Consider the following 25,172-nt stretch of genomic DNA (forward strand, 5'->3'; position numbering starts at 1 on the left):
AACACATATGAATAGTATGTGTTCAGGGCTCGAGGCCGACGCGAACGACGTCGGGAGGCGGCGTTTCCTGCGGAAGCCAGCGCCGGTAAATGGACTGAAAACTGCCATCCTTTTTCATGGCGCGCAGGGCGTTTTCCCAGGCGAGCACGGTATCGCGCGGCGTGCCCATGGAAAACGCGAGGTAAAGCTGCAACGATTCAAGCGTGGTCACCCGATCGACGGAGTCGGCCGAGAACCCCGCTTGCGCAAGGGCCGTCCCCGCGGCGAACCCGCCTTCGACCCACAGACCGACGCGACCGGCCATCAACAGACGGGCCGACTGACCGGAATCCACGGTCTCGATAATGTTGACGAATCCCTTCGCCTCCGCCGCCACCTTGAAAATACTGCCCCGATAGGCGGTGACCGGCATGCGCTTGATCACATCGCCCATGCGCAGGTAGCGCGCCGCCTCGCCCTTTCGGCAAAAAAGCTCGGTATGGGAAACGGCCACCGGACCGATCAGGGTCATGAATTTTTCCCGTTCGGGGGAGCGGGCCACGGTGAAGAGCATGACATTCGGCCTGGCAATCAGATAGCTGTAGCCCCGCGCCCAGGGCACGATCTCGATACGGGCATTGTCGCCCACCCTTTTTTGCAGGGCGGAGACAATCTCGACCGCCATGCCGTCCGCCTTGCCATTGCGCAGGAATGACACAGGAGGCCACTCTTCGGTGTACAAGGCGAGCGGTTCTTTCCCGCCGGCCGGCCCGATCGCCGCCACTCCCATACCGATGCATGCCAGGATCAAGCGGAACGCTTTGCCCCATGTGAACACCCGCCACATCCTTTCCGTTGTCCGACTGTTTTGTCTGAGTCTAGTCAAGCGATGGCGAGGCGGCCAGCCAGGCGATATAGTGACAGGGTGTTTGTTCTTTCCGCTCGCCGACCATGCGCATCCTCTCCGCCGAAATCGTCCATTTGCTGCACGCCTTGCCGCACGGCGCGCTGGCTACCCACTCGCTGACCTGTCCGGGTTTTCCCTACGCCACCGCCCTGCCCTTCGTGCCGGACGCCTTTCAGCGGCCGGTGTTCCTGATCAGCGGGCTTGCCGAGCACACCCGCAACCTCGACGCCGATCCGCGCTCGAGCCTGCTTGTCGGCCCCCCCTCCGGCGACGATGCGCAAACCGGGGAACGCATGACACTGGTCGGTGAAACCCGAGCCATCGATGCCGGCGACGCGGCCACCCGTCGCTACCTGCGTTATCTTCCCCAGGCAGAGCCTTATCTGGATTTGGGCGATTTCCGGTTTTTCAGGATGGAGCCGACGGATATCCGCCTGATCGCCGGATTCGGGCGCATGGGCTGGCGCCGGGATGCACCGTTCGACAACGCGCCGGCGCTGGATGAAAACCGCGAAGAGACCCTCATCGCGTCACTGGCCCCCGGACTGCGCGCGGACACCCGCCTCTTGGGCATCGACCCGTGGGGCATCGATCTTGAACGGGAGGGCTGCAGACTGCGGATACGGTTCGACTCGCAGGCGGAACCCGAAGAGGTGGACATCGTGGCTCGGCGCGCCCTGGACCGTCTGCCCCGCTAGGGCGACGGTACCGCGCCAAGCACGCGCCCGAGCAGCGCGAGGATGGCCAGAGCCAGAGAGAGCACCGAAACGAGCCCCACCGCTTTTGTTTCGCGCGTCGCGCGCCGTCCGGCCTCGCGCGGGTCGGCCCCCTGAGCGAGCCAGCGTCTTTCGCGGGCGCCCCGGAAATACATCAGCGCGCACAAAAGCAGCAGCACGGACAACGGCAGACCGACGGCGAACCAGACAAGGCCGGGCGGAGCGAGGTCGAGAAAGCGGTCGGACACGACTCTACTTCTGGATCAGGAAATTGACCAGGACTTCCTTGAAAATGAAGCCGAACACGCCGAACCCGAGCACCAGGAACAGTACGGCGGTGCCGAACCGGCCGGCGCCGGACTTCTTGCCCAGATCCCAGACGATGAATCCCATGAAAACGATCAGGGCGGTCAGGCAAACCGCCATGGAAATATTGGTGAATTGCTCTTCGCTCATACGGCAACGTTCCTGACGGGTATACGGGTGACCGGCTATTAAATCAAAAAAACATCCCGTTGTCAGGAGGACAGAAGCATGCCGCCGTCACTGTCGCTGGCATGCCATTCCTTCAGACCGCGAGGCGCGGCAGCAAGGCCCGGATAGCGAAGCGGTCCTGAACGGGCAGTGGCGCCCCCCGGGCTTCGCGCAAGGCAATAAAACCGTTCAAGGTGCTCCGTACCTTGGTAGCGAGCCCGGCGCGAACCGCCTGCAAGGATCTGTCGATGGCCCGTCTCGCTTCATCGGACAGACCGGCTTCGTCAAGTTCGGTCAATTGCCGTTGCCCCAGCGTCAGGCCATCGAGCTGCGCGCGCACCAGAGCCACTAGCGCCTTGGCCAGGGCAACACTGTCGCCCCCCGCAAGAAGCCGCGCCTCAGTCGCCCGGCAATCGGCTTCCGTACTTCCGATCTGCGCGGATAAGATCGCGTGCCATGCCGCGCCCAGATCCGCCGCGGAAGAAGCATTGCGAGCGCGGTCCAAAGAAGACGCCGCCAAAAGAAAGAACAGGCGTTCGCCCAGCACAATATCCTCACGCACCCCCCTCTGCGCAAAAGCGGACGCCTTCTTGTCCAGACAGCCCGCCACCCGTCCGAACGCGCCTTCATAGTCATTCACCAGCGTGGCAACCAGTCCTTGCCGGGCAGGGAGTTCGACGTTGCGGTCGGAGGCGCGCACCAGCAGGTTCATTACGCCCTCCCAGCGAAGCTTCGCCACCAACGCGGTCCATTCGCGCCAAGCGCAACTGCCCTCGCGCGGCAAACGCATCGGTCGAATCCCGGCATTCGCCGTATTTTTCGGGTGATGCCCCCGTTCGAAAGGATCGATGGGCAGCGCGCGAACCCGGCGGACAGCGTCGAATCGGACCTGGCGAGGCGGGCGGCACGCAACGGGCCCCGTCGGCCATGCACGGCTTTGCCGGGCGTCAAATACAGACATTTTCAAGTCGGGGCCGTCGAGCGGCGTGCGAAGATAGGGGGTACAAATATGATTGATTAGCGGCATTGGATGGATTTCCTTACTGACCTTTATCGAAAGACTCCATCAGAACAGCAAAGCGCCCCCAACCTCTTTCATTTTCTATTCATCGCATGACAAAACAGCCCGCGGGACTGGCCAGCGGGCTGTTTTTTTACCAAGGCAGACAGACTGGTCAGCCGCGCTTCTGTTTCTGCCGGGCGGCGATGCGCATGCGCAGCGCATTGAGTCGGATGAAGCCGGCCGCGTCGGCGTGGTTGTAGGCACCGCCATCCTCATCGAAGGTGGCGATGGTCGGATCGAACAGCGAGTCGTCCGAATCGCGTCCCACCACATACACACCACCCTTGTAGAGCTTCAGGCGCACCCAGCCGTTCACCGTCGCCTGGGACGCGTCGATCATGGTCTGCATCATCGCGCGTTCGGGCGCCCACCAGTAGCCGGTGTAAATCAGGCTGGCATAGCGCGGCATCAGTTCGTCCTTGAGGTGCGCCACCTCGCGGTCAAGGGTGATCGACTCGATGGCGCGGTGCGCCTTGAGCATGATGGTTCCGCCCGGTGTTTCATAGCAGCCGCGCGATTTCATGCCGACATAGCGGTTTTCCACGATGTCCAGGCGGCCGATGCCGTGCTTGCCGCCCAGCCGGTTGAGCTCCGCCAGCACCGTGGCGGGACTCATGGCGACGCCGTTGATGGCCACGATATCGCCCTGGCGGTAGGTCAGTTCGACATACTCCGGGCTGTCCGGAGCGTTTTCCGGGCTCGTGGTCCACAGCCACATGTCTTCCTCGGGTTCGTTGGCCGGATTTTCCAGCACGGTGCCCTCATAGGAAATGTGCAGCAGGTTGGCGTCCATCGAATACGGACTGCCGCCGTTCTTTTTCTTGGAGATGTCGATGCCGTTCGCCTCGGCATAGGCCAGCAGCTTTTCACGGGACAACAGATCCCACTCGCGCCACGGCGCGATCACCTTGACGTCGGGCTTGAGCGCGTAATACCCCAGCTCGAAGCGCACCTGATCGTTGCCCTTGCCGGTCGCGCCGTGCGAGACGGCATCGGCGCCCATCTGGCGGGCGATCTCGATCTGGCGCTTGGCGATCAGCGGCCGGGCGATGGAGGTGCCGAGCAGGTACTCGCCTTCGTACACCGCGTTGGCGCGGAACATCGGGAACACGAAATCGCGGACGAACTCTTCCTTCAGGTCGTCAATGAAAATGTTCTCGGGCTTGATGCCAAGCGCCAGCGCTTTCTTGCGCGCCGGTTCCACTTCCTCTCCCTGGCCGATGTCGGCGGTAAAGGTGACGACTTCGCACCGATACGTGTCTTGCAGCCACTTGAGGATGACCGATGTGTCGAGACCGCCCGAGTAGGCGAGCACTACTTTCTTGATATCTGACATGTGTTTCTCTACTCCAGTAAATCGTTTTTTTCGGTGCGGCGCGATATCAGTGAGCGACGCGCCCCAAGAGCAGATACTCGACCAGCGCCTTTTGGGCATGCAGCCGGTTTTCCGCCTCGTCCCAGACCACGCTCTGGGGACCGTCGATCACGCCCGCGGACACCTCTTCTCCCCGGTGAGCCGGCAGACAGTGCATGAACAGGGCATCGGGCCTCGCTTGCGCCATCAGCGCTTCGTCGACCTCGAATCCGGCAAACGCGGCAAGGCGCACCTGGGTTTCGTCTTCGTAACCCATGCTCGTGAACACGTCGGTCGTCACCAGGTCCGCGCCTTTCACCGCCTCGGCCGGGTTGTGGCTCACTTCGAAGCAATCGCTACCATACTGGCAGCCGTCGAGTATGGTCAATTCATAGCCCGGCGGCGTGGCGATTTTCAGCTTGAAGCCAAGGATGCGGGCCGCCTGCAGCCAGGTGCGGCTCATGTTGTTGCCGTCCCCGATCCACGCTACGGTCTTGCCTTCGATCGAACCGCGGTGTTCGATGAACGTCAGGATATCGGCCAGGATCTGGCACGGATGGTATTCGTTGGTCAGCCCATTGATCACAGGCACCCGCGAGCAGGCGGCGAACGTCTCGACCCGCGACTGCTCATAGCTGCGGATCATGATGATATCGCTCATGCGCGAGATGACGCGCGAACTGTCCTCCACGGGTTCTCCGCGCCCCAACTGGGACGATTTACCGTCCAGAAACATGGCATGACCGCCCAGGTGGGTCATCAGCGCCTCGAACGACACGCGGGTTCGGGTCGAGTGCTTCTCGAAAATCATGGCCATGACCTTGCCCGGCAGAGGCCGGTAGATTTCGCCGGAAACATGTCGTCGCTTCAGGATCTGGGCACGCTCGAAGATGTACTGGTACTCCTCGCGGGAGAGGTCGCTGAATTGCAAGTAATGTTTCACGTCCTTCATGATGGTCTACCTAACTTTCTTGGTCATGCCTGGGTTGAACCCGTCTCTGACGGGGGAAGTGGCCGAAATCCGGCCTGAATTTATAAAAATGCGACATAAATTTACTTTTACCCCAATTCGCAGCGCCTGACAAGGGGCGTTTCAAACGGCGGGCCTCCCTGCATACCGGACGCGGCAGGCGGCATGAGGTAAAATGCGCGGCATGTTGACCGAAGCTGAAAAAGACGCGATCCGCGATCACTACCGGAGCATTGCCGACAACCTCCCCGGATTCCGCCCCCGCAACCCTCAGCGCCGCATGCTGGCGGAAGTGGCCAATGCCTTCTCCCGCAGCCAGGAGGCCACGGAAGGCGAAATCCCGGAACGCAATGGCGAGAGCATTGTCGTGATCGAAGGCCCGACCGGCGTTGGCAAGAGCCTTGCCTACCTGCTCGCCGGCGGCGTCATGGCCCGCTCGCGCGAGCGCAAGCTGGTGGTGACCAGCGCCACCGTCGCGCTGCAGGAGCAGCTGGTGAACCGCGACCTGCCGTTTGTCGTGGAGAAAAGCGGCTTGCCGCTGACGTTCGCGCTGGCCAAGGGCCGCGGCCGCTACCTGTGCCCCTACCGGCTGTACCAGCTGACGGCGGACAGCGCGCAGGGCGAGCTGATCGCCATGGATCCGGCGCTCGCCGCCTGGGACAGGAAACCCGAAGCGGCAGAACTGGAGGCGTTGCGCAAAATGGCCGACGCGTTCCATTACCGCTCCTGGAACGGCGACCGCGACGCCTGGGAAGAGACGATCGAGGACGGTCTGTGGCAACGGGTGACCAACGATCGCCACGGCTGCCTGAAAGCCGGCTGCCCGAACCGTCCGGAGTGCCCGTTCTTCCTGGCGAGGGAAACCCTGGAAACCGTGGACGTGGTCGTCGCCAACCACGACCTGCTGCTCGCCGACGTGGCGATGGGCGGCGGCGTGATCCTGCCGGATCCCGCCAAGAGCTTTTACTGCATCGACGAGGCGCACCATCTGGCCAAGAAAGCCGTCAACCAGTTTTCCGCCGAACACTCGGCGAGCCAGGCGATGTTCTGGCTCGACAAGGTGGCCGGCACGGCAACGCGCGCCGAAGCGCTGCACGGCAAGACCCAGCTGACCACGGACGCGATCGACGCCGCGGGCGCGGCGATGGAGACCCTGTCCGAGTGGCTATGGCTTCTGGAAGGCGAAGAAGCGCTCGCCGCCTCCAGCGACAACCTGGAACCGGTCTGGCTGATCGAGGACGGCGTACTGCCGGAGCGTCTCGCCGCGCCGGCGGCCAACATGGCCATCGCGGCGCGCATGCTGTTCAAGCATCTCTCGTCGGTCGGCGATGCCCTGATGGAAATCCGCAAGGACAAGGGCGGCGAAGCGCTGATGATCGACAAGCTCGCGACGGATGTGGGGTTTCTCGCGGGACGGGCCGAGCAGATGATGGCCGTGTGGGACCTGTTCGAGAAAAACGTCGAAGAGAATGCGCCGCCGATCGCCAAATGGATCGCCCGGCGCAGCGAGGGCAAGGGCGACTACCAGTTCTGCGCCTCGCCGGTCAGCGCGGCGGCGAGCCTTGCCGCCACACTCTGGCGCAGGGTATCCGGCGCCCTGCTCACCTCGGCGACCTTGCGTTCGCTCGGCACCTTCGACCTGCTGCTCGGTCAGACCGGACTCAAATGGCTGCCGGACACCACCTGTCTTGCGCTGGATTCGCCATTCAATTTCTCCGAGCAGGGCGAACTTTATCTGCCTCCCCTGTTGGCGAGCCCCAAGGATCCGCCGTCCCATACACGCGAAATCGCCGAATGGCTGCCCCGTCTGATTCATGAGAACGAGGCGGTCGGCACCCTCGTTCTGTTCTCGTCGCGCAAACAGATGCAGGACGTCGCTGCCCTGTTGCCCGAGAGCCTGCGCGGAAAGCTGCTCATCCAGGGAGACATCCCCAAAAGCCTGCTGCTGGAGCGTCACCACGCGCAACTGGCCGGCGGCGCGGCAAGCGTCATTTTCGGGCTGGACTCGTTCGCCGAAGGGATGGACCTGCCCGGCGAGAGCTGTGTTCACGTGATCATCGCCAAACTGCCGTTCGCCATGCCGGACGACCCGGTGGACAAGACGCTGTCGCGCTGGATAGAGAAGCGCGGCGGCAATCCGTTCGTCGAGTTGACCGTGCCGGAAGCCTCGATCAAGCTGATCCAGGCCGTCGGCCGCCTGATCCGGACGGAAACCGATTACGGCCGTGTCACCATTCTCGACAACCGCATTTCAAAGCAAAGTTACGGTAAAAAACTGCTCGCGGCGCTGCCTCCGTTCAAGCGGCTGTGAAAATGATGCTAAAATGGGAATCTGGGACCCGTCTGGAGCGACGCTTGCTCCTTGCTGTGAAGCCGCATGGCGTTTCGACGCCCCGGGTCATAAAAAAATCGAGACTGCATCAAAAAGAGAATACGCCCGGTTAACCACCATGATCTGCAATCCCTATGAAATCGTAATCCAGGGTCTGACCAGCGAGGGCCGCACATTCCGGCCAAGCGACTGGGCGGAACGCCTGTCCGGCATCCTCTCATCGTTCGGCTGCGACCAGAAACTCGCCTACCATGAGTTCGTGCGCCCCATGCTGCTCGACGGCGTGCGCTGTGTCGCCGTCGACAAGAAGCTCGAGAAGATCAACCCCGCCGTATATCAGTTCCTGCTCGACTTCGCCCATGACAACGATCTTCGCGTCGTCGACTGCCGCACCCTGCTTGACGAAGTGTATCCCAACAAATTCCTCGCCTGACCCCGCACCACGCCTCGCCTGGCCGGCCGCCCCGCGGTCCGGACCACGGCATACGGCATTTCGGCAACACCCTGTGCCACACCTGTTGTATTTAGCACCATTTCAATACTAACAATTTAGCCCTCACGGACCGGATTCGGCATTGTCGCAACACTTTTTGTCGGACAGACCAAAAAAGCAACGCAAAAGATGACACCATCGTTTATTTTTGTCATATCAGTAATATTTCAGTAACGTTGTTCCGCGATACTTCGCCCAAGCCCTGAGCGGGATATCCCGAGCAGGCTCCGCATCCTGACACAGAAGACCCTGGAGCTATGATGAAGAAAAAACTGATCGCCGTTGCCCTAACCGCCGGTTTCACCGCCCCCGCCGCCATGGCTGACGTTACCCTGTACGGTTTCCTGCAAGGTGGTGTCGAATCCGTGAAGGCGACGGGCGCCGCCGCCAACGGCGGTAACGAATACGCCTCCCGCACCCGCGTATCCGACCAGAACTCCCGCCTGGGCTTCAAGGGCACCGAAGACCTGGGCAATGGCACCAAGGCCATCTGGCAGATCGAATCCAGCCTGCGCAACTTCGAGCAGGGCGGCGTCAACGATGTCAACCAATCCGCCACGTTCGGCACCCGCAACACCTTCGTGGGCCTGGACAACGCCGAGCTTGGCACCCTGCGCCTCGGCCAGTACGACTCCGCCTACAAGGTCTTCACCAGCAAGGCCGCCGACAACCTGATGGGCGACACCACCGCCGATACCCACGGTTCGAGCTCCATCGCCGGCCGCGGCGAAGCACGCCTGAAGAACAGCGTGCACTACACCACCCCGAACTGGAACGGCTTCCAAGCCGGCGTCTCCTACGGTGTCGATGAAGACCGCGCCGCCGACGCCAACGACGCTAGCCGCAAGACCAAGCGCGACCGCTGGTCCCTGGGCGCGGCCTACACTCTGGGCACCCTGGTGATCGCCGCCGGCTATGACCGCCAGGCCGACTCGGCCGGGTATGGCGGCTCGACCAAAACCAACGGCAAGAAAACCGCCTACTGGCAACTCGCCTCCTCCTACAAGTTCGATTTCGGCACCACCATCGCCGCGTCTTACGAAAAAGGCTCCTACGGCAACACGGCCGGCTCCGACCTCAAGCAATCCGGCTACACCGTCGCTGTCAGCCAGGATATCGGCGCGGCTGTCGTCGGCCTGTCCTACAACAAGCTGGGTAATCTGAGCAACGCCGCCAACCCGAACGACTACGCGGCGAAACAGTGGGTACTGGGCGCGCGCTACAACCTGTCCAAGTCGACCTCGCTGTACGGCTACTACACCCAGATCAAGAACAACGCGGCCGCCAAGGTCAACTTCGCCAACAACCCGTTGGTCGTAAAGGCCGCCGCACCGAACTCGGATGGCTCCTTCAACAACAACCTGAGCGCCGGCAACAAGCTGACCGCCATCGGCGCCGGCCTGAAGATCGCGTTCTGATCCTGTTTCGAACAAACGTCAGTTAGCCTGCGGGCGGTCCTTCGGGGCCGCCCGTTTTTTATTTCCCGCCAGATTTGATAAACTGAACCATTGCACACACTGGCAGAAACAATAATCACTCGTATGGCCATCCACATCAAAACACCGGAAGACATCGAAAAGATGCGCATCGCCGGGCGCCTCGCCTCCGAGGTGCTCGATTACATCACGCCGTTCATCAAACCCGGCGTCACCACCGAAGAGCTCGACAGGCTGTGCCACGACTACATGGTCAACGTGCAGGGCACCATCCCCGCGCCGCTGAACTATGCGCCGGATGGCCACAACCCGTACCCGAAATCGGTTTGCACCTCGATCAACAACGTGATCTGCCACGGCATTCCCAACGAGAAACCGCTCAAGAACGGCGACATGCTCAATATCGATGTGACGGTCATCAAGGATGGCTATCACGGCGACACGAGCCGCATGTTCTTTTCCGGGGATGTCAGCCCGCACGCCCGGCGCCTCGCCAAGATCACCTACGAATGCATGTGGCTCGGCATCGAGAAGGTCAAGCCCGGCGCCTGCCTCGGTGACATCGGCTACGTGATCCAGCAGCATGCGGAAAACTCGGGGTACAGCGTCGTTCAGGAATTCTGCGGCCACGGCATCGGCAAGAAGTTTCATGAAGAGCCTCAAGTGCTGCACTACGGCCGCCCCGGCACCGGCCCCAAACTGGAGCCCGGCATGATTTTCACGATCGAGCCGATGATCAACCAGGGCAAGCGCCACCTGAAAATCATGAGCGATGGCTGGACCGTCGTGACCAAGGACCGCAGCCTGTCCGCCCAGTGGGAGCACACCGTGCTCGTCACGGAAACCGGCTACGAAATCCTCACGCAGTCGGCCGGCACCCCGGCCAAGCCGCAAATCAGGTAAGAAAATCAATCAAGCGGGGGCGCCTGCCGCGTCACCGCTTTCACACCTTCAAGCGTCCAGCCCCTCCCATGCGGGAAAGCGCGCGCGGTACTTGCCGAGCTCGCTGACAATCTCGTCGCAACCGGCCTTGCCACCGGCCAGCCGCAGCACATCACGTATCACTTCCGCATCAGCGCCACCATACAGCAACTTCGCGAGCCTTGAGACGCGATCGGGATCCTTGGGGTTTCTCATGATATGTTCGACATCGCCAATGAATTTCGCAGACGGGCGCGCTTCATTGAACATTCGCTGCAACTCCAGGATGATTAGATACTCCGGTTCGTGGTTATTAATCATCGAAATGAGATTCTCCAGAATCAGATTCTGGTTCGAACGATAATGAAGGGATACGATTCTTCGCATCAGTTGTTTCATCTGACTTGCATTGTCTTGATCGGCCGTTTCGCACTCGGCGTGGGCCAGACCAAAATCAATAATTGTCACCTTGCCGGAAGGCCCGATCAGGATATTCGCATCGTGCAAGTCATTATGAGCGATATTTTTCGCGCTCAGATACTGCAAACCTTTGGCCACTTGCCACAAGATGGCGAGATCTTCCCAGAGGCTGAACCCCGATCGTCGAGTCTCATTTTCCATCAGGGTTCGCACAAACTCCGCGAGCGCCTCGCCACCACAAGACTCACCGGAAATCCCCGATTGGCTCTCGCCGGCCCCGGGCAAAGACTCCGCCAATGATCGACCCTCGCATTTGAACAGCGGCAGAAGTCGTGGCACCTCATCGAAGTTGCAGCCTTTCTGCATCAGAAAATCCAGAAAATCGCGCAAACCGACGGGGTCGCCGACATCGGGCAGCGCCATGCCGGCGTCTTTAAGTTCCCTCCACTCGTCCAGGACACGTTCATCCTCCCAATCCAGCATAAAGCGATTCAGGTCGAGGTTGCGCTCTGTTAAACCCCGGATCAGCAGCTCGTAAGGCCGACGCAGAGTGAATGTGTAATACGGGATGCCGGAATATTGCAGGGGCAGAGAAGTCGCGTCGTCCGACACCGGCAGCGGGAACAGGCGGTTGACATGAGCATTATCCAGCCCCGAAAGAATCGAGCGCTCGCCATCAAGAGTTCCATCGTCGAGCAACCGTTTCACCACGATCATGGGCCCTGCGCCGATCAGGGATACGGAAGGATTGCTCCGATCAAAAAACGCTTCCGGCCGTACCGAAGTCAGAAACGGAGACAAATGGTAACGGGCCGTCACCCGCCCGAACGACCCCTGTCCGATCGCCACCTCGCAATTGCGCGCGCCATCGACTTCCGTTGTAAAATTAGTCGGCCCGGACTGCGCTTCATTTATCGGCGCCGGGCGTTGCGCCGCGCCGCATGTTCTGCCAATTTCATTCATGGCCTGCCTCCCCTTTTCCACAACATCATCAGCCACCGACCAAGCGGCATGCATCGCGTCGCGAAACAAATCAGTCAATAATGAAGGCAGGCTATATGACCGGATCAAAACCGGCTTTCAGTTTTCATTCACGCAACCGACGGGCAACGTTTCGGCGCGAATGCAAGGCAATGGCGTCACGCGCGGCGTATACCATACTATGTACGGCATTCGAGCCTCCCGATGCTTACCTCGGGTATAACCACTTCATCCGCCGGATGCACTCATAAGGACCGTTGCATGCGCAAACTTCGCGTAGGCTTGATTTTTGGCGGGCGTTCCGCCGAACATGAAGTTTCTCTCCAATCCGCAAGAAATATCATCCAGGCCATCGACCCTGAGCGCTTCGACCTTTCTCTGATCGGAATCGACAAACAGGGAAACTGGCATATTGCCGACGCACGCCATTTCCTGTTGAATCCCCACGACCCCTCGTCCATCGCGTTGCTGACCACCGAGCAGGGTGTGGCACTCATTCCCGGCGAGACATCGCGCCAGGTCATCCATTCCGATTCGGCCAGGCCCTTGAGCCAACTGGATGTCGTCTTCCCAATTGTGCATGGCACGTGTGGCGAAGACGGCTCGCTGCAGGGACTGCTACGCATGACAAATCTGCCTTTTGTCGGAAGCGGCGTACTAAGTTCGGCCGTCTGCATGGACAAGGATGTCGCCAAACGCTTGCTGCGTGACGCGGGCCTCGCCGTCGCTCCGTTCGTGACGCTGACGCGAGCCAATCGGAACCGACCCGATTATGCCAGCCTGCAGGAAACCCTCGGACTGCCCATGTTCGTCAAGCCGGCCAATCAAGGCTCGTCGGTGGGGGTCAGCAAAGTCCATGACCGGGAGGAATTTGAACAGGCCATCGAAACGGCGTTTCGGTTTGACCACAAAATCATTATTGAAAAGGCCATCCCCGGTCGGGAAATCGAATGCGCGGTATTGGGGAGTCATACGCCTGAAGCCAGCGTATGCGGAGAAGTCGTGCTCCTCGATGATTTTTACTCTTACCAGACCAAATACATCAGCGAAACGGGCGCGCGCATTCAAGTGCCAGCGGAGCTTCCGGAGACGGTTCACCAACACATCAGAGACATCGCCATCCGTGCGTTCACCGCTCTTGAATGCCACGGCATGGCTCGGGTCGATGTCTTTCTGACACCGGAAGGAGAGGTCATCATCAACGAACTCAACACACTTCCAGGATTCACAAATATCAGCATGTATCCCAAACTCTGGGAAGCGAGCGGCCTCAGTTACCGGGACCTGATCAGCAGACTGCTTGAACTCGCCATCGAAAGGCATCGGCAGGAGCAATTGCTGGAACGCTCGATCAGTTGAACCGCCCCCCGCGTCACGGGCAACACTCGGTAACACTCTGCCCGTCGCTTTGCACGGGCTGCTTGCGCCGCTTATCATCTCTTTCTAGACTGAAGATAACCCGTTTTACGCAAAGGTCACGGCCATGGCCCTCACCATCGACAGCACCAGCTCGCTACAGGCGCAGCACCAGGTCGGCCAGACCGACCAGGCACGCAAAAAGACCCTCGCCAGGCTCTCGTCGGGGCTCGCCAACAACAGCGCGGCGGACAATGCCGCCGCCGTGGCCATCGCGCAAGGCATGTCCAGCCAGATCACCGGCAACAATCAGGCGATGAGAAACGCCAACGACGGGATATCGATGCTGCAAACGGCGGACGGAGCACTGGGCCAGCTGCAACAGAACAACTCGCGGATCGAGGAACTGGCCTTGCAGGCCAGCAACGGGATACTGACGGACAGCAACCGTCAGGCACTGCAAAAAGAAGTCGACCAGTTGACGCAAGCCAATTCGCAGATCGTCCAGACCACCCAGTTCAACGGCACGCCATTGCTGTCGGGCAGCAACCCGACCACCTTTCAGGTCGGAGCCGACGGCACCTCGGACAATCAGGTCGCCGTCAGTGGCGCCAACCTCGCCGCCGCACCGGCAAGCGGCGGGCTCAACGGTTACAATGCCAACCTGTCGGCCACCGGCACTATCGATATCTCCACCCAGGCCAGCGCTTTGAACGCATTGGGCCAGACCCGCCAGGACCGCAGCACGCTGACCCAGGCCCAGAGCCAGTTCGGCGCCGCGCAAAACCGCTTCACGGCGGTATACGACACACTATCGAACACCACGATCAATGAGCAGGCGTCGCTTAGCCGGATGAACGACACCGACTACGCGTCGGCCACCTCCGAATTGACGCGCCAGAGCATTCTCGCGCAATCCGGCGTCGCGGCGCTCGGGCAGGCGAACATCAGTCAGAGCAGCGCGCTGTCGCTGCTCAAGGGATAGGACGCTCCCAGCAGCGCTTGATCCAGGAGGCCAACAGCACAAGCTTGCCGTGAAAGAAATGCCCGCTGCCCGGCAGCACAAGCACCGGCAGCCCCTGAGGGCGCGCCCAGTCGAGCACGACCGACAGCGGGATGACCTCGTCCTCTTCGCCATGGATCACCAGCGTTCCTGCCGGCACCTCCGGCGTCGGAATGGCATATTTCCCGACCGCCACGCCCATCAGCAGCAAATGCTCGGCCTCGATACGCTGGCGCGCCCGCGCGGCGACGAACCCCCCGAAAGAAAATCCCGCCAGCGCGAGAGGCAGATCGCCTTCCCGGGCCTTGAGTGATTCGACCACCGCGAGAACATCGTCGACCTCGCCCTCGCCGTAATCGTGCCGCCCTTCACTTTCGCCCACGCCACGCAGGTTCGGGCAATAGCAGGTATATCCCATCTGGGACAGCGCCCGAGCCGCGGTCTGCACCACCTTATTGGTGTTGGTGCCGCCCTGCAGAGGATTGGGGTGGCAAATCACCGCGATGGCGCGGCATTCGCCTTGCGCGGGCACGCGAATGGTTTCCAGGGCGCCGACGGGACCCGCGATCGTCAGCCGTTCGGGAGTCTTGAGCATCAGATTTTCAGCCTTTGCACGACACGCCCGCCGACCATGTGCTCATCGATGATCTCATCGATGTCCTCGCGGTCCACGAAGGTGTACCAGGTTTCCTCGGGATAGACGACAATCACCGGACCGTCGTCGCAGCGCCCAAGACAGCCGGACTTGTTGACGCGGATACGCCCTTCTCCGGCGAGTCCGAGCGCCTTCACGCGATCCTTCATGTAGGCGAGCAGCTCGCTCGCCCCGAAATTGTTGCAGCAGCCCTCGCCTTCGGCGCGCTGGTTGCAACAAATGAAAACATGCTTCTCGAAATAGCTCATCACGCCCTTTCGTTCCGGTCAGGAATCGCTGTCCGCCCAACCCGCATGGCCATGCAGGGCGGCGTTCTCGAATTTGGCGTACATGCCGACGAACGCCAGACGCACCGTGCCGGTCGGACCGTTACGGTGTTTGCCGATGATCACCTCGGCCAGGCCCTTGTCCGGCGAATCCTGATTGTAATACTCGTCGCGGTACATGAAGATGATCAAGTCCGCATCCTGTTCGATCGCCCCCGATTCGCGCAAGTCCGACATCATCGGGCGCTTGTTGGGGCGTTGCTCGACACTACGCGACAGCTGCGAGAGCGCGATCACCGGCACTTGCAGCTCCTTGGCCAACCCCTTCAGACCCCGCGAGATTTCGCCCAGTTCCGCCGCGCGGTTGTCGCTGCTGCGCCCGGATCCGCTCATCAGCTGCAGGTAGTCGATCACGATTAGGCCGAGCTTGCCGCCATGCTGACGCGCCAAGCGCCGGGCCCGCGCCCGCAATTCCAGCGCGGTCAGCGCGGGGGTTTCGTCGATGTACATCGGCGCCTCGGACAGCTTGCCGATGGCGAAGGTCAGCTTCTCCCAGTCGTCGTCGCCCAGACGGCCGGTACGCAGCACGTGCTGATCGAGCCGCCCGACGGAACCGAGCATACGCATCACCAGCTGGGTGCCGCCCATTTCCATGGAAAACACCGCGACCGGCAGGTGCGCCTCGACGGCCACGTGTTCGGCGATGTTCATCGAGAACGCGGTCTTGCCCATGGAAGGGCGTCCCGCCACGATGATCAGGTCGCCGGCCTGCATGCCCGATGTCTTGGCATCCAGATCGGTGAAGCCGGTCGGCACCCCGGTCACCTCGTCCGGGTTTTCGCGGCTGTAGAGCATGTCGATGCGATCCACGACCTCCTTGAGCAAGCCGGGCATTTCAAGAAAACCCTGCTTAGACTTCGCGGTGCTTTCAGCGATCTGGAATACCTTGCCTTCGGCTTCGTCGAGCAACTGCGCCGCGTCCCGCCCTTGCGGCGCATAGGCCGATTCGGCGATGTCGGCACCGACCTGTGCCAGCTGGCGCATGATGGAACGCTCACGGACGATCTCCGCATAGCGCCGGATATTGGCCGCCGAAGGCGTGTTTTGCGCCAGGGTGGCAAGATAGGCAAGACCGCCGATATCGGCGAGCTCCGACGTCTTGTCCATGCTCTCGGCCACGGTCACCACGTCGGCGGGCCGCGAGTGCTCGATCAGCCGCGCGATATGCTTGTAAATCAGTTTATGGTCGTGCCGGTAAAAGTCCGCCTCGCCCACCACGTCGGCGATCTTGTCCCAGGCCGAGTTATCGAGCAGCAGACCGCCCAGCACCGATTGCTCGGCTTCGACGGATTGCGGCGGGGTCCGGATCGCCAGAGTGGCGCTATCCAGGGAATCAATGGAATCGTTCATCGTTAACCGCAAGTGACGGCGAGGCGCGGATCCCGCAAGCTCGCCGTGAAATCAAAACGCAAAACAGGATTCTAGCAGTTTTTGCCGGCGACGAAGCCGGAAGACCACGCCCACTGGAAATTGTAGCCCCCCAGCCAGCCGGTCACATCGACCACCTCTCCGACGAAGAAGAGCCCCGGCACATCGCGAGCCATCATGGTCTTGGAACTCAACGCGCGCGTACTCACCCCGCCCCGTGTGACTTCCGCCTTGCGATAGCCCTGGGTGCCGTTCGGGCGGATTTCCCAGGCATGCAGTCGCGCGGCGAGCGCCTCGCGCGCGGGCGCGCTCAGATCGCACAGGCGCACGTCCACGCCTTCCTGTTCGGCCCATGCCTGGGCGAATCGCCGCGGCAAGCCCGCCTCGGCCAGCGCATTGACCACACGCTGTTCGCTGGCCGAACGTTCATCAAGAAACGCCCTGGCGGACTTGCCGGGCATCAGGTCGAGCGACACCGGCTCGCCCGGCATCCAGTAAGAGGAAACCTGCAAGATGGCCGGTCCGGAAACTCCCTTATGGGTGAACAGCACGTTTTCCCGAAAAACCGGCCCCGATGCCTCCGCCTCGGCGCAGAACGAAACCCCGGCCAGCGGCGCGAAGCGGGCCGCCTCGTCCGCGTGAAAGGTCAGCGGCACCAGCGCCGGCGCGCACTCCGTGACATCCAGACCGAACGCTCCGGCGATCCGGTAACCAAGACCGGTCGCGCCGATCTGCGGAATGGACAACCCCCCTGTTGCCACCACCAGCGATTCGCTCCGGAATACGCCCTCGCTGGTGCGCACCTCGAAGCCATCCGAACGGGAGACATCCTCGATCGACACTCCCATGCGGCGCTCGACGCCCCCTGCCCGGCACTCCGCGTCGAGCATGTCGATGATCGCCTGACTGCCGTCATCGCAAAAAAGCTGCCCGAGGGTTTTTTCATGCCAGTGGATACCATACCGTTCCAGCAGCGCCAAAAAATCGTGCGCGGTATACTGGGAAAGCGCCGAGCGGCAAAAATGGGGATTCTCGGACAGGAAGCACTCCGGCCGGACATCCAGATTGGTGAAATTGCAACGTCCGCCCCCCGATATGCGGATTTTTTCGGCGAGCTTCACCGCGTGATCCAGCAGCAGCACGGAACGGCCTCGCTGGCCGGCCGTCGCCGCGCACATCAATCCGGCGGCGCCTGCCCCGATCACGATTACATCATATTGTGACATTAGACATTTACTCTACTGAAATACTCAACTATTGGCAGATGCCGACCAATTCCAGTACACTTGGGATTAAAGTTACCAAGTGGTTTATTTTCTCACCAAGGAGAACACGATGGAACACAAACTGCCCGAACTGCCGTACGCCCTGGACGCGCTCGAACCGCACATCTCCAAAGAGACCCTCGAGTTCCACTATGGCAAACACCACCAAACCTATGTCACCAATCTGAACAATCTGATCAAAGGCACCGAATTCGAAGGCGCCTCCCTGGAAGAGATTGTCCGCAAATCCTCCGGCGGCATCTTCAACAACGCCGCCCAGGTCTGGAACCATACGTTCTACTGGTTCAGCCTCGCGCCCAAGGCGGGCGGAGAGCCGACCGGCGCGCTCGCCGACGCCATCAAGGCCAAGTGGGGGTCGTTCGACGAGTTCAAGAAAGCCTTCACCCAAACCGCCGTCGGCACCTTCGGTTCCGGCTGGGCCTGGCTCGTCAAAGGCGCGGACGGCTCGCTCGATCTGGTCTCGACCAGCAATGCCGCCACCCCGCTGACCGGCGACAAAAAGCCGCTGCTGACCTGTGACGTGTGGGAACACGCCTACTACATCGACTTCCGCAACAGCCGTCCGAACTACCTGGACGCATTCTGGAAGCTGGTCAACTGGAACGAGGTCGCCAAGCGCTTCGCCGCCTGAGCCACATCAACCGGAACTGCCGGCCCGCGCATGGCGCGGGCTTTTTTTCTTTCGCGGCACTCATAAAAAAAGGATCCCGAAGGATCCTTTTTTCCTGTCCGGCCGATTTACTGCTCGCCGAGCAATTTGCGGTTCACGGTGACCTTGTATTTCGTCAGCAGCGACTTCAGATAGCTTTCCGCCTGGGCGTTGGCCGTCATCTGTCCAAGAATGTTCACCAGTTGTTCGCGCTGCCCTTCGGTGATCGCCGGCGCGGCCTCCACCTTGTCGAGTCGGTAGACCACGTACTCGCCGGTGTCGTGCTTGGCGCCGGCAAAACCCGGCACCTTCGCGCCATCGATCGAGAAGATCGCCTTCAGATCCGACAGCGGCATGCCCTTGTTATCGGAGCGGGATACCGTCAGCGCCGGGCTGAAGGCGTAACCGGCGGGCTCCTTGCCCGACTTCAGATCGGCCAGCAGCGCCGCGCCCTTCTTCTCCGCCAGCTTCGCGCCTTCCCTGGCAACGATCTCGGTCCGGATTCGGCCCTTTACTTCGTCAAGCGACAGCTGGTGCGCGGCCTGATGACCCGCCACTCGCACCACGACCAGGGTGTTGTTGCCCACATCCACCGGTTCGCTGTTGTGCTTTTTCTTCAGGACATCGTCGCCAAAGGCGGCGTCGAGCACCTTGGGATTGGCCAGCATGGCATCGGGCCCCGGCACGGAGCGCGACATCCAGTCCGAATGGCGAACCTCCAGCTTCAGTTCCTTGACGATCGGATCGAGGGAATCCCCTTGCTGATAGGCCAACTCACCGAGGCGATCGGCCATCTGGCGATAGCGGGCGCCGGCGTTGCGGGCTTGCAACTGCTCGAGCAGGCGCGGCTTCAGCGACGCGAAATCGGGCACCTTGACGCTGTCCAGGCGAATGATATGGAAACCGAATTCGGTTTCGATCACATCGCTGATCTGGCCGGCCTTCATGGCGAACACCGCGTCATTGAACGGCTTGACCATGGTGCCCTGGGCGAAGTAGCCCAGATCCCCACCCTTGACGGCGGAACCCGGATCCTGGGAGCGGCTCTTGGCGATGGCGGCGAAGCTCGCCGGATTGGCGCGCACTTCCTTCAGGATCTTTTCCGCTTCGGCCTTGATTCGGGCCTTCTCTTCGGGTTTGGCGCCCTGGGGCACCGACAGCAGGATGTGCGACGCGCGACGTTCTTCATTCTTGGAGAATTCGGCCTTGTGCTGATCATAGAATGCCTGCAGATCGGCATCCGAGACCGGCAGCGCCGCGGCCACGGCCGCCTGCGACAGCACCACGTAATCGAGCTTCACCTGATCGGGCGCCTTGTAGCGCGCGAGGTTGGCGTCGTAATACGCCTTGAGCGCCTTGTCGGACGTATCGACCTCGGCGGCGAACATGTCGGGCTTGAGCACGACGGCGCGCACCGTACGCGTCTCGCCCAGCAGCCCCCCGGTCCGCTCGACGAGCGATTTCGGCACGATCTGCCCCGCCAGGAACGGCGCCATCTGCTGCTGCAGCAGGATGTCACGGGACAGACGCTCCTGGAATACCTCGGCGGTCATCGACCGCTGCTTGAGGAATTCCGCATAGCGCGCCTTGCTGAACTTGCCGTTCTCCTGGAATTCGGGAATGGCGAGAATGGCCTGTTGCAGCGCCGCGTCGGATACGCCAAGCCCGGCATTGCGGGCGTCCTGCAGCAGGAGTTCGCGCCGGATCAGGCCGTTGAGGGCTTGCTCGCGCGAAGCGGGGTCCGCCGGCTGCCCTTCGAGGGCGCGGTCAAGATCCTGCTTGTAGATTTTGGTATCGCCAACCTTGGCAAGATACGGATCGTCGATGGCGGAGGTATAGCTGCTGACGCCGAAACCGACGAAGGTCAGCGCGACGGCGCCAAGAATAATCCGGATGACGATCTTGTTGTTCTGTACAAACTCGAACATGTCGTTACGGCTTATGCCACCTCGAAAAAAAAGGTGAACGCCAAGTGTCGTTCACCTTTTGTGGAATATCTGGCGGAGTGGACGGGACTCGAACCCGCGACCCCCGGCGTGACAGGCCGGTATTCTAACCAACTGAACTACCACTCCGAATCTTGGTGGGCGTTGACGGAGTCGAACCGCCGACATTCTGCTTGTAAGGCAGACGCTCTACCAACTGAGCTAAACGCCCCCTAACCCTCTCGCCCGAAAGCGAGAGGAAAGATTATAGCGCGTCTTTCAGTGCTTTACCAGCACGGAACTTCGGAGAACGTGCCGCGGCGATCTTGATGGTTTCGCCGGTTTTCGGGTTGCGGCCGCTACGCTCGGCGCGCTCGCCCACATAGAAAGTACCAAAGCCAACCAGAGTTACCGTGTCACCGCTCTTCAGCGCCTCGGTCACGGCGGAAATCACACCGTCCAGGGCCTTGGAGGCGGTTGCCTTGGAAATGTCGGCCTCGGCGGCGATAGCATCAATCAGTTCAGACTTGTTCACGTAAGTCCCCTTTCGTCGTTCTCGATCTACGTAGTTCGGATAAAAACCGTTTGCTTTATAGCAAGGCGGAAATCCTTGTGTCAAGCGGCTTTCGGGACCATTTTGCCATTACGGCATGTGCCGCGAAAGCCTTTTTGCAAAACGGTTTCCCCGATTTGACTAAGATACTGTTTTTTAATGCGTCATTACAGACACACCCTGACCGTTTTCCGGCACGGGATGCACTTCAGCGCTTTTCTCCTCATCGGAAATCGGCACGGGCTGACGCTCCAGCGCAACAGACAGCACCTGGTCGATCCACTTGACGGGATGGATTTCCAGGCGATTCTTCACGTTCGCGGGGATATCCGCGAGGTCCTTGACATTGCCCTGGGGAATCAGAACCTGCTTGATTCCGCCCCGCTGGGCGGCCAGCAGCTTCTCCTTGAGTCCGCCGATCGGCAGCACCTCGCCGCGCAGCGTGATCTCGCCCGTCATCGCGACATCGGCCCGGACGGGAATCCCGGTCAGCACCGATACGATGGCGGTCGTCATGGCGATGCCCGCGCTCGGCCCGTCCTTCGGCGTCGCGCCTTCCGGCACGTGAATGTGCATGTCATGCTTTTCGTAAAAATCGGGTTGAATGCCCAATGCCCGCGATCGGCTGCGCACCACGCTCATCGCCGCGGTGATCGACTCCTGCATCACCTCGCCCAATTGGCCCGTGCGGATGATGTTGCCCTTACCCGGCAACGAGACCGCCTCGATGGTCAGAAGCTCGCCGCCGACCTCGGTCCAGGCCAGTCCGGTGACCTGGCCCACGCGGTTTTCCTCTTCGGCAAGGCCGAAGTCGAAACGTCGCACGCCAAGATACTTGTCCAGATTGCGGGCGCCGACCGTCACCTTGCCGGTTCGGGTTTTCTTCAGCGAATGCGCGGTCACGACCTTGCGGCAGATGCGCGCGATTTCGCGATCCAGACTGCGCACACCGGCTTCGCGGGTGTAGTAGCGGACGATGTCGCGCACCGCCGACTCCTGGATCACCAGCTCGCCCCCGCTCACCCCGTTGGCTTCCATCTGCTTGGGCACGAGGTAATTGAGCGCGATATTGACCTTCTCGTCCTCGGTGTAGCCGGACAAGCGGATGATCTCCATCCGGTCGAGCAGCGCCGGCGGAATATTGAGCGAGTTGGCCGTGGCGACGAACATCACATCGGACAAGTCGTACTCCACCTCGGCGTAGTGATCGACGAACGCATGGTTCTGCTCCGGATCGAGCACCTCGAGCAGGGCGCTGGACGGATCGCCGCGAAAATCGGCGCCCATCTTGTCCACTTCATCGAGCAGGAACAGCGGGTTTTTCACCCCGACCTTGGTCATGTTCTGCAGCACCTTGCCCGGCATCGAACCGATATAGGTGCGGCGATGACCGCGGATCTCCGATTCATCGCGTACGCCGCCCAGCGCCATGCGCACGAACTTGCGGTTCGTCGCCCGGGCCAGGGACTGGCCAAGGGAGGTCTTGCCCACCCCCGGCGGCCCGACGAGGCACAGGATCGGCGCTTTGAGCTTTTCGACGCGCTGCTGCACCGACAAGTACTCGAGGATGCGCTCCTTGACCTTTTCCAGACCGTAATGGTCCTCGTCGAGAACCGACTCGGCGTTGGCCACATCCTTGTTGATCTTGGTTTTCTTTTTCCACGGCAGATCGAGCAACGTGTCGATATAGTTGCGAACCACCGTGGCCTCGGCCGACATCGGCGACATCATGGCGAGCTTCTTGAGCTCGGAAAGCGCCTTGTCGCGCGCCTCGCGCGCCATCCCCGCCGCCTTGATGCGCTTTTCCAGCTCATCCAGGTCGCTGGCCTCGTCCATCTCGCCCAACTCTTTCTGGATGGCCTTGACCTGTTCGTTCAGATAATACTCGCGCTGGCTCTTTTCCATCTGGCGCTTGACGCGGCCGCGGATGCGCTTCTCCACCTGGAGAATATCGATCTCGCCCTCGAGCTGGGACAGCAGGTGCTCAAGGCGCGGCTTGACCTCGAACATCTCGAGCACCTCCTGCTTCTGCTCGAGTTTGAGCGGAAGGTGCGCGACGATGGTATCGGCCATGCGCCCGGCGCGCTCGATGCCGGACAGCGACGTCAGGATCTCGGGCGGGATTTTCTTGTTGAGTTTGACATACTGCTCGAACTGGGCGAGCAGGGCACGGCGCATGGCCTCCGTCTCCGTCGTATCCTCGTCGTCCGCGACAACGGGACCGAGACGGCCGACAAAGCAGCCGTTCTCTTCGACGACTTCGGCGATGCGGGCGCGCTGCCGCCCCTCGACCAGCACCTTGACGGTGCCGTCGGGCAGCTTGAGCATCTGCAGCACGGTCGCCACCGTGCCGACGCCATACAGGTCCTCGGCCGACGGTTCGTCCTTGGAGGCCGAACGCTGGGCCACCAGGAGAACCTGCTTGCCTTCGTCCATGGCGGTCTCAAGGGCACGGATGGATTTCGCCCTCCCGACGAACAGCGGGATGACCATATGCGGAAAAACCACCACGTCGCGCAGCGGAAGCAGCGGCAACGAAGTCTCTTCTTTCAATTCTGCGGGTTGCGGCATGGCACCTGACCTTGCTTTCTGGAATCTTTACGAGGAGATGGGGCACGCCCCGAAAAATTCAACCTCTCCATACTATATGCTTCAAAGCGTTCGCGGCAAAAGAAAAGCCGCCCTCGGGCGGCTTTGTCGAGGGCATCGCGCGCCCTAGGCGGACTGCGCGTCGTCACCCTTTTCCCGATAGATGAACAAAGGCCTGTCGCCCTTCTCGATCACCTTCTCGTCGACCACCACCCGCTCCACGTTACCCATCGAGGGCAAGTCGTACATGGTATCCAGCAACACGCGCTCCACGATCGAGCGCAGGCCGCGCGCTCCGGTCTTGCGCACCAGCGCCTGCTTGGCGATCATGCGCAACGCCGACGGCCGGACTTCCAGGTCGACGCCCTCCATCGAGAAGAGCTTCTGGTACTGCTTGACCAGCGCATTCTTCGGCTGGGTCAGGATCGTGACCAGCGCCTCCTCGTCGAGCTCCTCGAGCGTGGCGACCACCGGCAAACGTCCGATCAGTTCGGGAATCAGACCAAACTTGATCAGATCCTCGGGCTCCACCTCGCTAAAGAGCGCCGACAGGCTGCGCCCATCCTCCTTGGACACCACGGCGGCGTTGAAACCGATGCCGCCCTTTTCCGAACGACGGCGAATAATGCGCTCGAGCCCGTCGAATGCCCCACCGCAGATGAACAGGATGTTGGAGGTATCGACCTGAATGAATTCCTGGTTGGGATGCTTGCGCCCGCCCTGCGGAGGAATGGACGCCACGGTTCCCTCGATGATCTTCAACAGCGCCTGCTGAACGCCCTCGCCCGACACGTCGCGGGTGATCGAAGGGTTCTCCGACTTGCGCGAGATCTTGTCGATCTCGTCGATATAGACGATACCCCTCTGGGCCTTCTCTACATCGTAGTCGCATTTCTGCAGCAATTTCTGGATAACGTGTTCCACGTCCTCGCCGACATAGCCGGCTTCGGTCAACGTGGTCGCGTCGGCGATCACGAACGGCACGTCGAGCATGCGCGCCAGCGACTGCGCAAGCAGCGTCTTGCCCGAACCGGTCGGCCCGATCAGCAGGATGTTGCTTTTCGACAGCTCGACATCGTCCTTTTGCGCCGGCGAGTAGAGGCGCTTGTAATGGTTGTAGACCGCGACGGACAGCGCCTTCTTGGCCATGTCCTGACCAATGATGTACTGGTCGAGATTGGCGCGGATGTCCTGCGGAACGGGCAACGCCTTTTCGCCGGCCGCCTCGCCCTCATCGCCCAGCTTCGCGCCGTCGAGCTCTTCGCGGATGATGTCGTTGCACAGCTCGACGCATTCGTTGCAAATGAAGACCTGGGGGCCGGCGATCAGGCGCTGGACCTCGTGCTGGCTCTTTCCGCAGAAAGAGCAATACAAAAGCTTGTCGCTGCTGTTCTTGTCAGCCATCAATCGTATCCG

General features: G+C 61.2%; 23 protein-coding genes and 2 tRNA genes. 8 read left to right on the forward strand and 17 right to left on the reverse strand.

Annotation, left to right across the window (positions count from 1 at the left end; all coding sequences use genetic code 11):
- Positions 1–22: 22 nt before the first annotated feature.
- Positions 23–817, reverse strand: a complete 795-nt coding sequence (locus JNO50_RS10525; protein ID WP_229804593.1) for a substrate-binding periplasmic protein — start codon at positions 815–817, stop codon at positions 23–25.
- A gap of 113 nt (positions 818–930) precedes the next feature.
- Here JNO50_RS10525 and JNO50_RS10530 point away from each other — a divergent pair, with 113 nt between their 5' ends.
- Positions 931–1,584 (forward strand): HugZ family pyridoxamine 5'-phosphate oxidase, encoded by a 654-nt coding sequence (locus JNO50_RS10530; RefSeq protein WP_189533067.1) that lies wholly within the window; start codon positions 931–933, stop codon positions 1,582–1,584.
- On the opposite strand, the gene JNO50_RS10535 is transcribed toward JNO50_RS10530, so the two are convergent.
- The 5 genes from JNO50_RS10535 to argF all read right to left on the reverse strand — a co-directional run bounded on the left by JNO50_RS10535 (position 1,581) and on the right by argF (position 5,445).
- Positions 1,581–1,850 (reverse strand): hypothetical protein, encoded by a 270-nt coding sequence (locus JNO50_RS10535; protein ID WP_189533069.1) that lies wholly within the window; start codon positions 1,848–1,850, stop codon positions 1,581–1,583. The genes JNO50_RS10530 and JNO50_RS10535 overlap by 4 nt on opposite strands.
- A gap of 4 nt (positions 1,851–1,854) precedes the next feature.
- Positions 1,855–2,058 carry a DUF2788 domain-containing protein gene (locus JNO50_RS10540; RefSeq protein WP_189533071.1) on the reverse strand — a complete coding sequence of 68 codons (204 nt, stop codon included), beginning with the start codon at positions 2,056–2,058 and terminating at the stop codon, positions 1,855–1,857.
- Between the two features lie 112 nt (positions 2,059–2,170).
- On the reverse strand, positions 2,171–2,866 hold the full coding sequence (locus JNO50_RS10545; RefSeq protein WP_189533073.1) for a hypothetical protein: 696 nt from the start codon (positions 2,864–2,866) through the stop codon (positions 2,171–2,173).
- Between the two features lie 385 nt (positions 2,867–3,251).
- The gene (locus tag JNO50_RS10550; RefSeq protein ID WP_189533074.1) at positions 3,252–4,475 is read right to left on the reverse strand and encodes an argininosuccinate synthase; all 1,224 of its coding nucleotides are present in this window, start codon (positions 4,473–4,475) and stop codon (positions 3,252–3,254) included.
- A 46-nt stretch (positions 4,476–4,521) separates the two neighbouring features.
- A complete protein-coding gene (gene argF, locus JNO50_RS10555; RefSeq protein WP_189533076.1) occupies positions 4,522–5,445 on the reverse strand; it encodes an ornithine carbamoyltransferase in 924 nt (307 codons plus the stop codon).
- Positions 5,446–5,647: 202 nt separating this feature from the next.
- Here argF and dinG point away from each other — a divergent pair, with 202 nt between their 5' ends.
- The 4 genes from dinG (at position 5,648) to map (ending at position 10,627) form a co-directional block, all read left to right on the forward strand.
- The gene (gene dinG, locus JNO50_RS10560) at positions 5,648–7,774 is read left to right on the forward strand and encodes an ATP-dependent DNA helicase DinG (protein ID WP_189533078.1); all 2,127 of its coding nucleotides are present in this window, start codon (positions 5,648–5,650) and stop codon (positions 7,772–7,774) included.
- A 139-nt stretch (positions 7,775–7,913) separates the two neighbouring features.
- Complete coding sequence (locus JNO50_RS10565) at positions 7,914–8,228, forward strand: DUF3579 domain-containing protein (protein WP_189533080.1); 315 nt, start codon at positions 7,914–7,916, stop codon at positions 8,226–8,228.
- A gap of 317 nt (positions 8,229–8,545) precedes the next feature.
- A complete protein-coding gene (locus JNO50_RS10570) occupies positions 8,546–9,706 on the forward strand; it encodes a porin (protein ID WP_229804594.1) in 1,161 nt (386 codons plus the stop codon).
- Positions 9,707–9,829: 123 nt separating this feature from the next.
- On the forward strand, positions 9,830–10,627 hold the full coding sequence (gene map / locus JNO50_RS10575) for a type I methionyl aminopeptidase (RefSeq protein WP_189533084.1): 798 nt from the start codon (positions 9,830–9,832) through the stop codon (positions 10,625–10,627).
- 48 nt (positions 10,628–10,675) lie between these two features.
- Here the strand turns inward: map and JNO50_RS10580 are convergent, their stop codons facing one another.
- The gene (locus JNO50_RS10580) at positions 10,676–12,028 is read right to left on the reverse strand and encodes a protein kinase domain-containing protein (RefSeq protein ID WP_189533085.1); all 1,353 of its coding nucleotides are present in this window, start codon (positions 12,026–12,028) and stop codon (positions 10,676–10,678) included.
- Between the two features lie 279 nt (positions 12,029–12,307).
- On the opposite strand from JNO50_RS10580, the gene ddlA reads away from it, so the two are divergent.
- A complete protein-coding gene (gene ddlA / locus JNO50_RS10585; RefSeq protein ID WP_189533087.1) occupies positions 12,308–13,405 on the forward strand; it encodes a D-alanine--D-alanine ligase in 1,098 nt (365 codons plus the stop codon).
- A gap of 124 nt (positions 13,406–13,529) precedes the next feature.
- Complete coding sequence (locus tag JNO50_RS10590; protein ID WP_189533089.1) at positions 13,530–14,387, forward strand: flagellin N-terminal helical domain-containing protein; 858 nt, start codon at positions 13,530–13,532, stop codon at positions 14,385–14,387.
- Here the strand turns inward: JNO50_RS10590 and JNO50_RS10595 are convergent.
- From JNO50_RS10595 to JNO50_RS10610, 4 genes are all read right to left on the reverse strand, one after another.
- On the reverse strand, positions 14,377–15,000 hold the full coding sequence (locus tag JNO50_RS10595) for an alpha/beta hydrolase (RefSeq protein ID WP_189533091.1): 624 nt from the start codon (positions 14,998–15,000) through the stop codon (positions 14,377–14,379). The genes JNO50_RS10590 and JNO50_RS10595 overlap by 11 nt on opposite strands.
- Positions 15,000–15,308, reverse strand: a complete 309-nt coding sequence (locus JNO50_RS10600) for a (2Fe-2S) ferredoxin domain-containing protein (RefSeq protein ID WP_189533093.1) — start codon at positions 15,306–15,308, stop codon at positions 15,000–15,002. Before JNO50_RS10600 ends, JNO50_RS10595 begins: the two co-directional genes overlap by 1 nt.
- A gap of 18 nt (positions 15,309–15,326) precedes the next feature.
- A complete protein-coding gene (gene dnaB / locus JNO50_RS10605) occupies positions 15,327–16,736 on the reverse strand; it encodes a replicative DNA helicase (RefSeq protein ID WP_189533095.1) in 1,410 nt (469 codons plus the stop codon).
- A 71-nt stretch (positions 16,737–16,807) separates the two neighbouring features.
- Positions 16,808–17,959 (reverse strand): BaiN/RdsA family NAD(P)/FAD-dependent oxidoreductase, encoded by a 1,152-nt coding sequence (locus JNO50_RS10610; protein ID WP_229804596.1) that lies wholly within the window; start codon positions 17,957–17,959, stop codon positions 16,808–16,810.
- Positions 17,960–18,089: 130 nt separating this feature from the next.
- On the opposite strand from JNO50_RS10610, the gene JNO50_RS10615 reads away from it, so the two are divergent.
- Entirely contained in the window at positions 18,090–18,671 is a 582-nt protein-coding gene (locus tag JNO50_RS10615) for a superoxide dismutase (RefSeq protein WP_189533099.1), read from the forward strand.
- A gap of 107 nt (positions 18,672–18,778) precedes the next feature.
- Here the strand turns inward: JNO50_RS10615 and JNO50_RS10620 are convergent, their stop codons facing one another.
- The 6 genes from JNO50_RS10620 to clpX form a co-directional block, all read right to left on the reverse strand.
- Positions 18,779–20,617, reverse strand: a complete 1,839-nt coding sequence (locus JNO50_RS10620; protein WP_189533101.1) for a SurA N-terminal domain-containing protein — start codon at positions 20,615–20,617, stop codon at positions 18,779–18,781.
- 70 nt (positions 20,618–20,687) lie between these two features.
- Positions 20,688–20,764 (reverse strand) — tRNA-Asp (locus tag JNO50_RS10625).
- 6 nt (positions 20,765–20,770) lie between these two features.
- A tRNA-Val gene (locus JNO50_RS10630) sits at positions 20,771–20,846 on the reverse strand.
- A 33-nt stretch (positions 20,847–20,879) separates the two neighbouring features.
- Complete coding sequence (locus tag JNO50_RS10635; protein ID WP_229804598.1) at positions 20,880–21,149, reverse strand: HU family DNA-binding protein; 270 nt, start codon at positions 21,147–21,149, stop codon at positions 20,880–20,882.
- Positions 21,150–21,323: 174 nt separating this feature from the next.
- Positions 21,324–23,738, reverse strand: a complete 2,415-nt coding sequence (lon, locus tag JNO50_RS10640; RefSeq protein ID WP_189533105.1) for an endopeptidase La — start codon at positions 23,736–23,738, stop codon at positions 21,324–21,326.
- A gap of 144 nt (positions 23,739–23,882) precedes the next feature.
- Positions 23,883–25,160 (reverse strand): ATP-dependent Clp protease ATP-binding subunit ClpX, encoded by a 1,278-nt coding sequence (gene clpX / locus JNO50_RS10645; protein ID WP_189533107.1) that lies wholly within the window; start codon positions 25,158–25,160, stop codon positions 23,883–23,885.
- Between the last annotated feature and the right edge of the window lie 12 nt (positions 25,161–25,172).

The sequence above is a fragment of the Paludibacterium paludis genome, from assembly GCF_018802605.1.
GTDB classification, from domain to species: domain Bacteria; phylum Pseudomonadota; class Gammaproteobacteria; order Burkholderiales; family Chromobacteriaceae; genus Paludibacterium; species Paludibacterium paludis.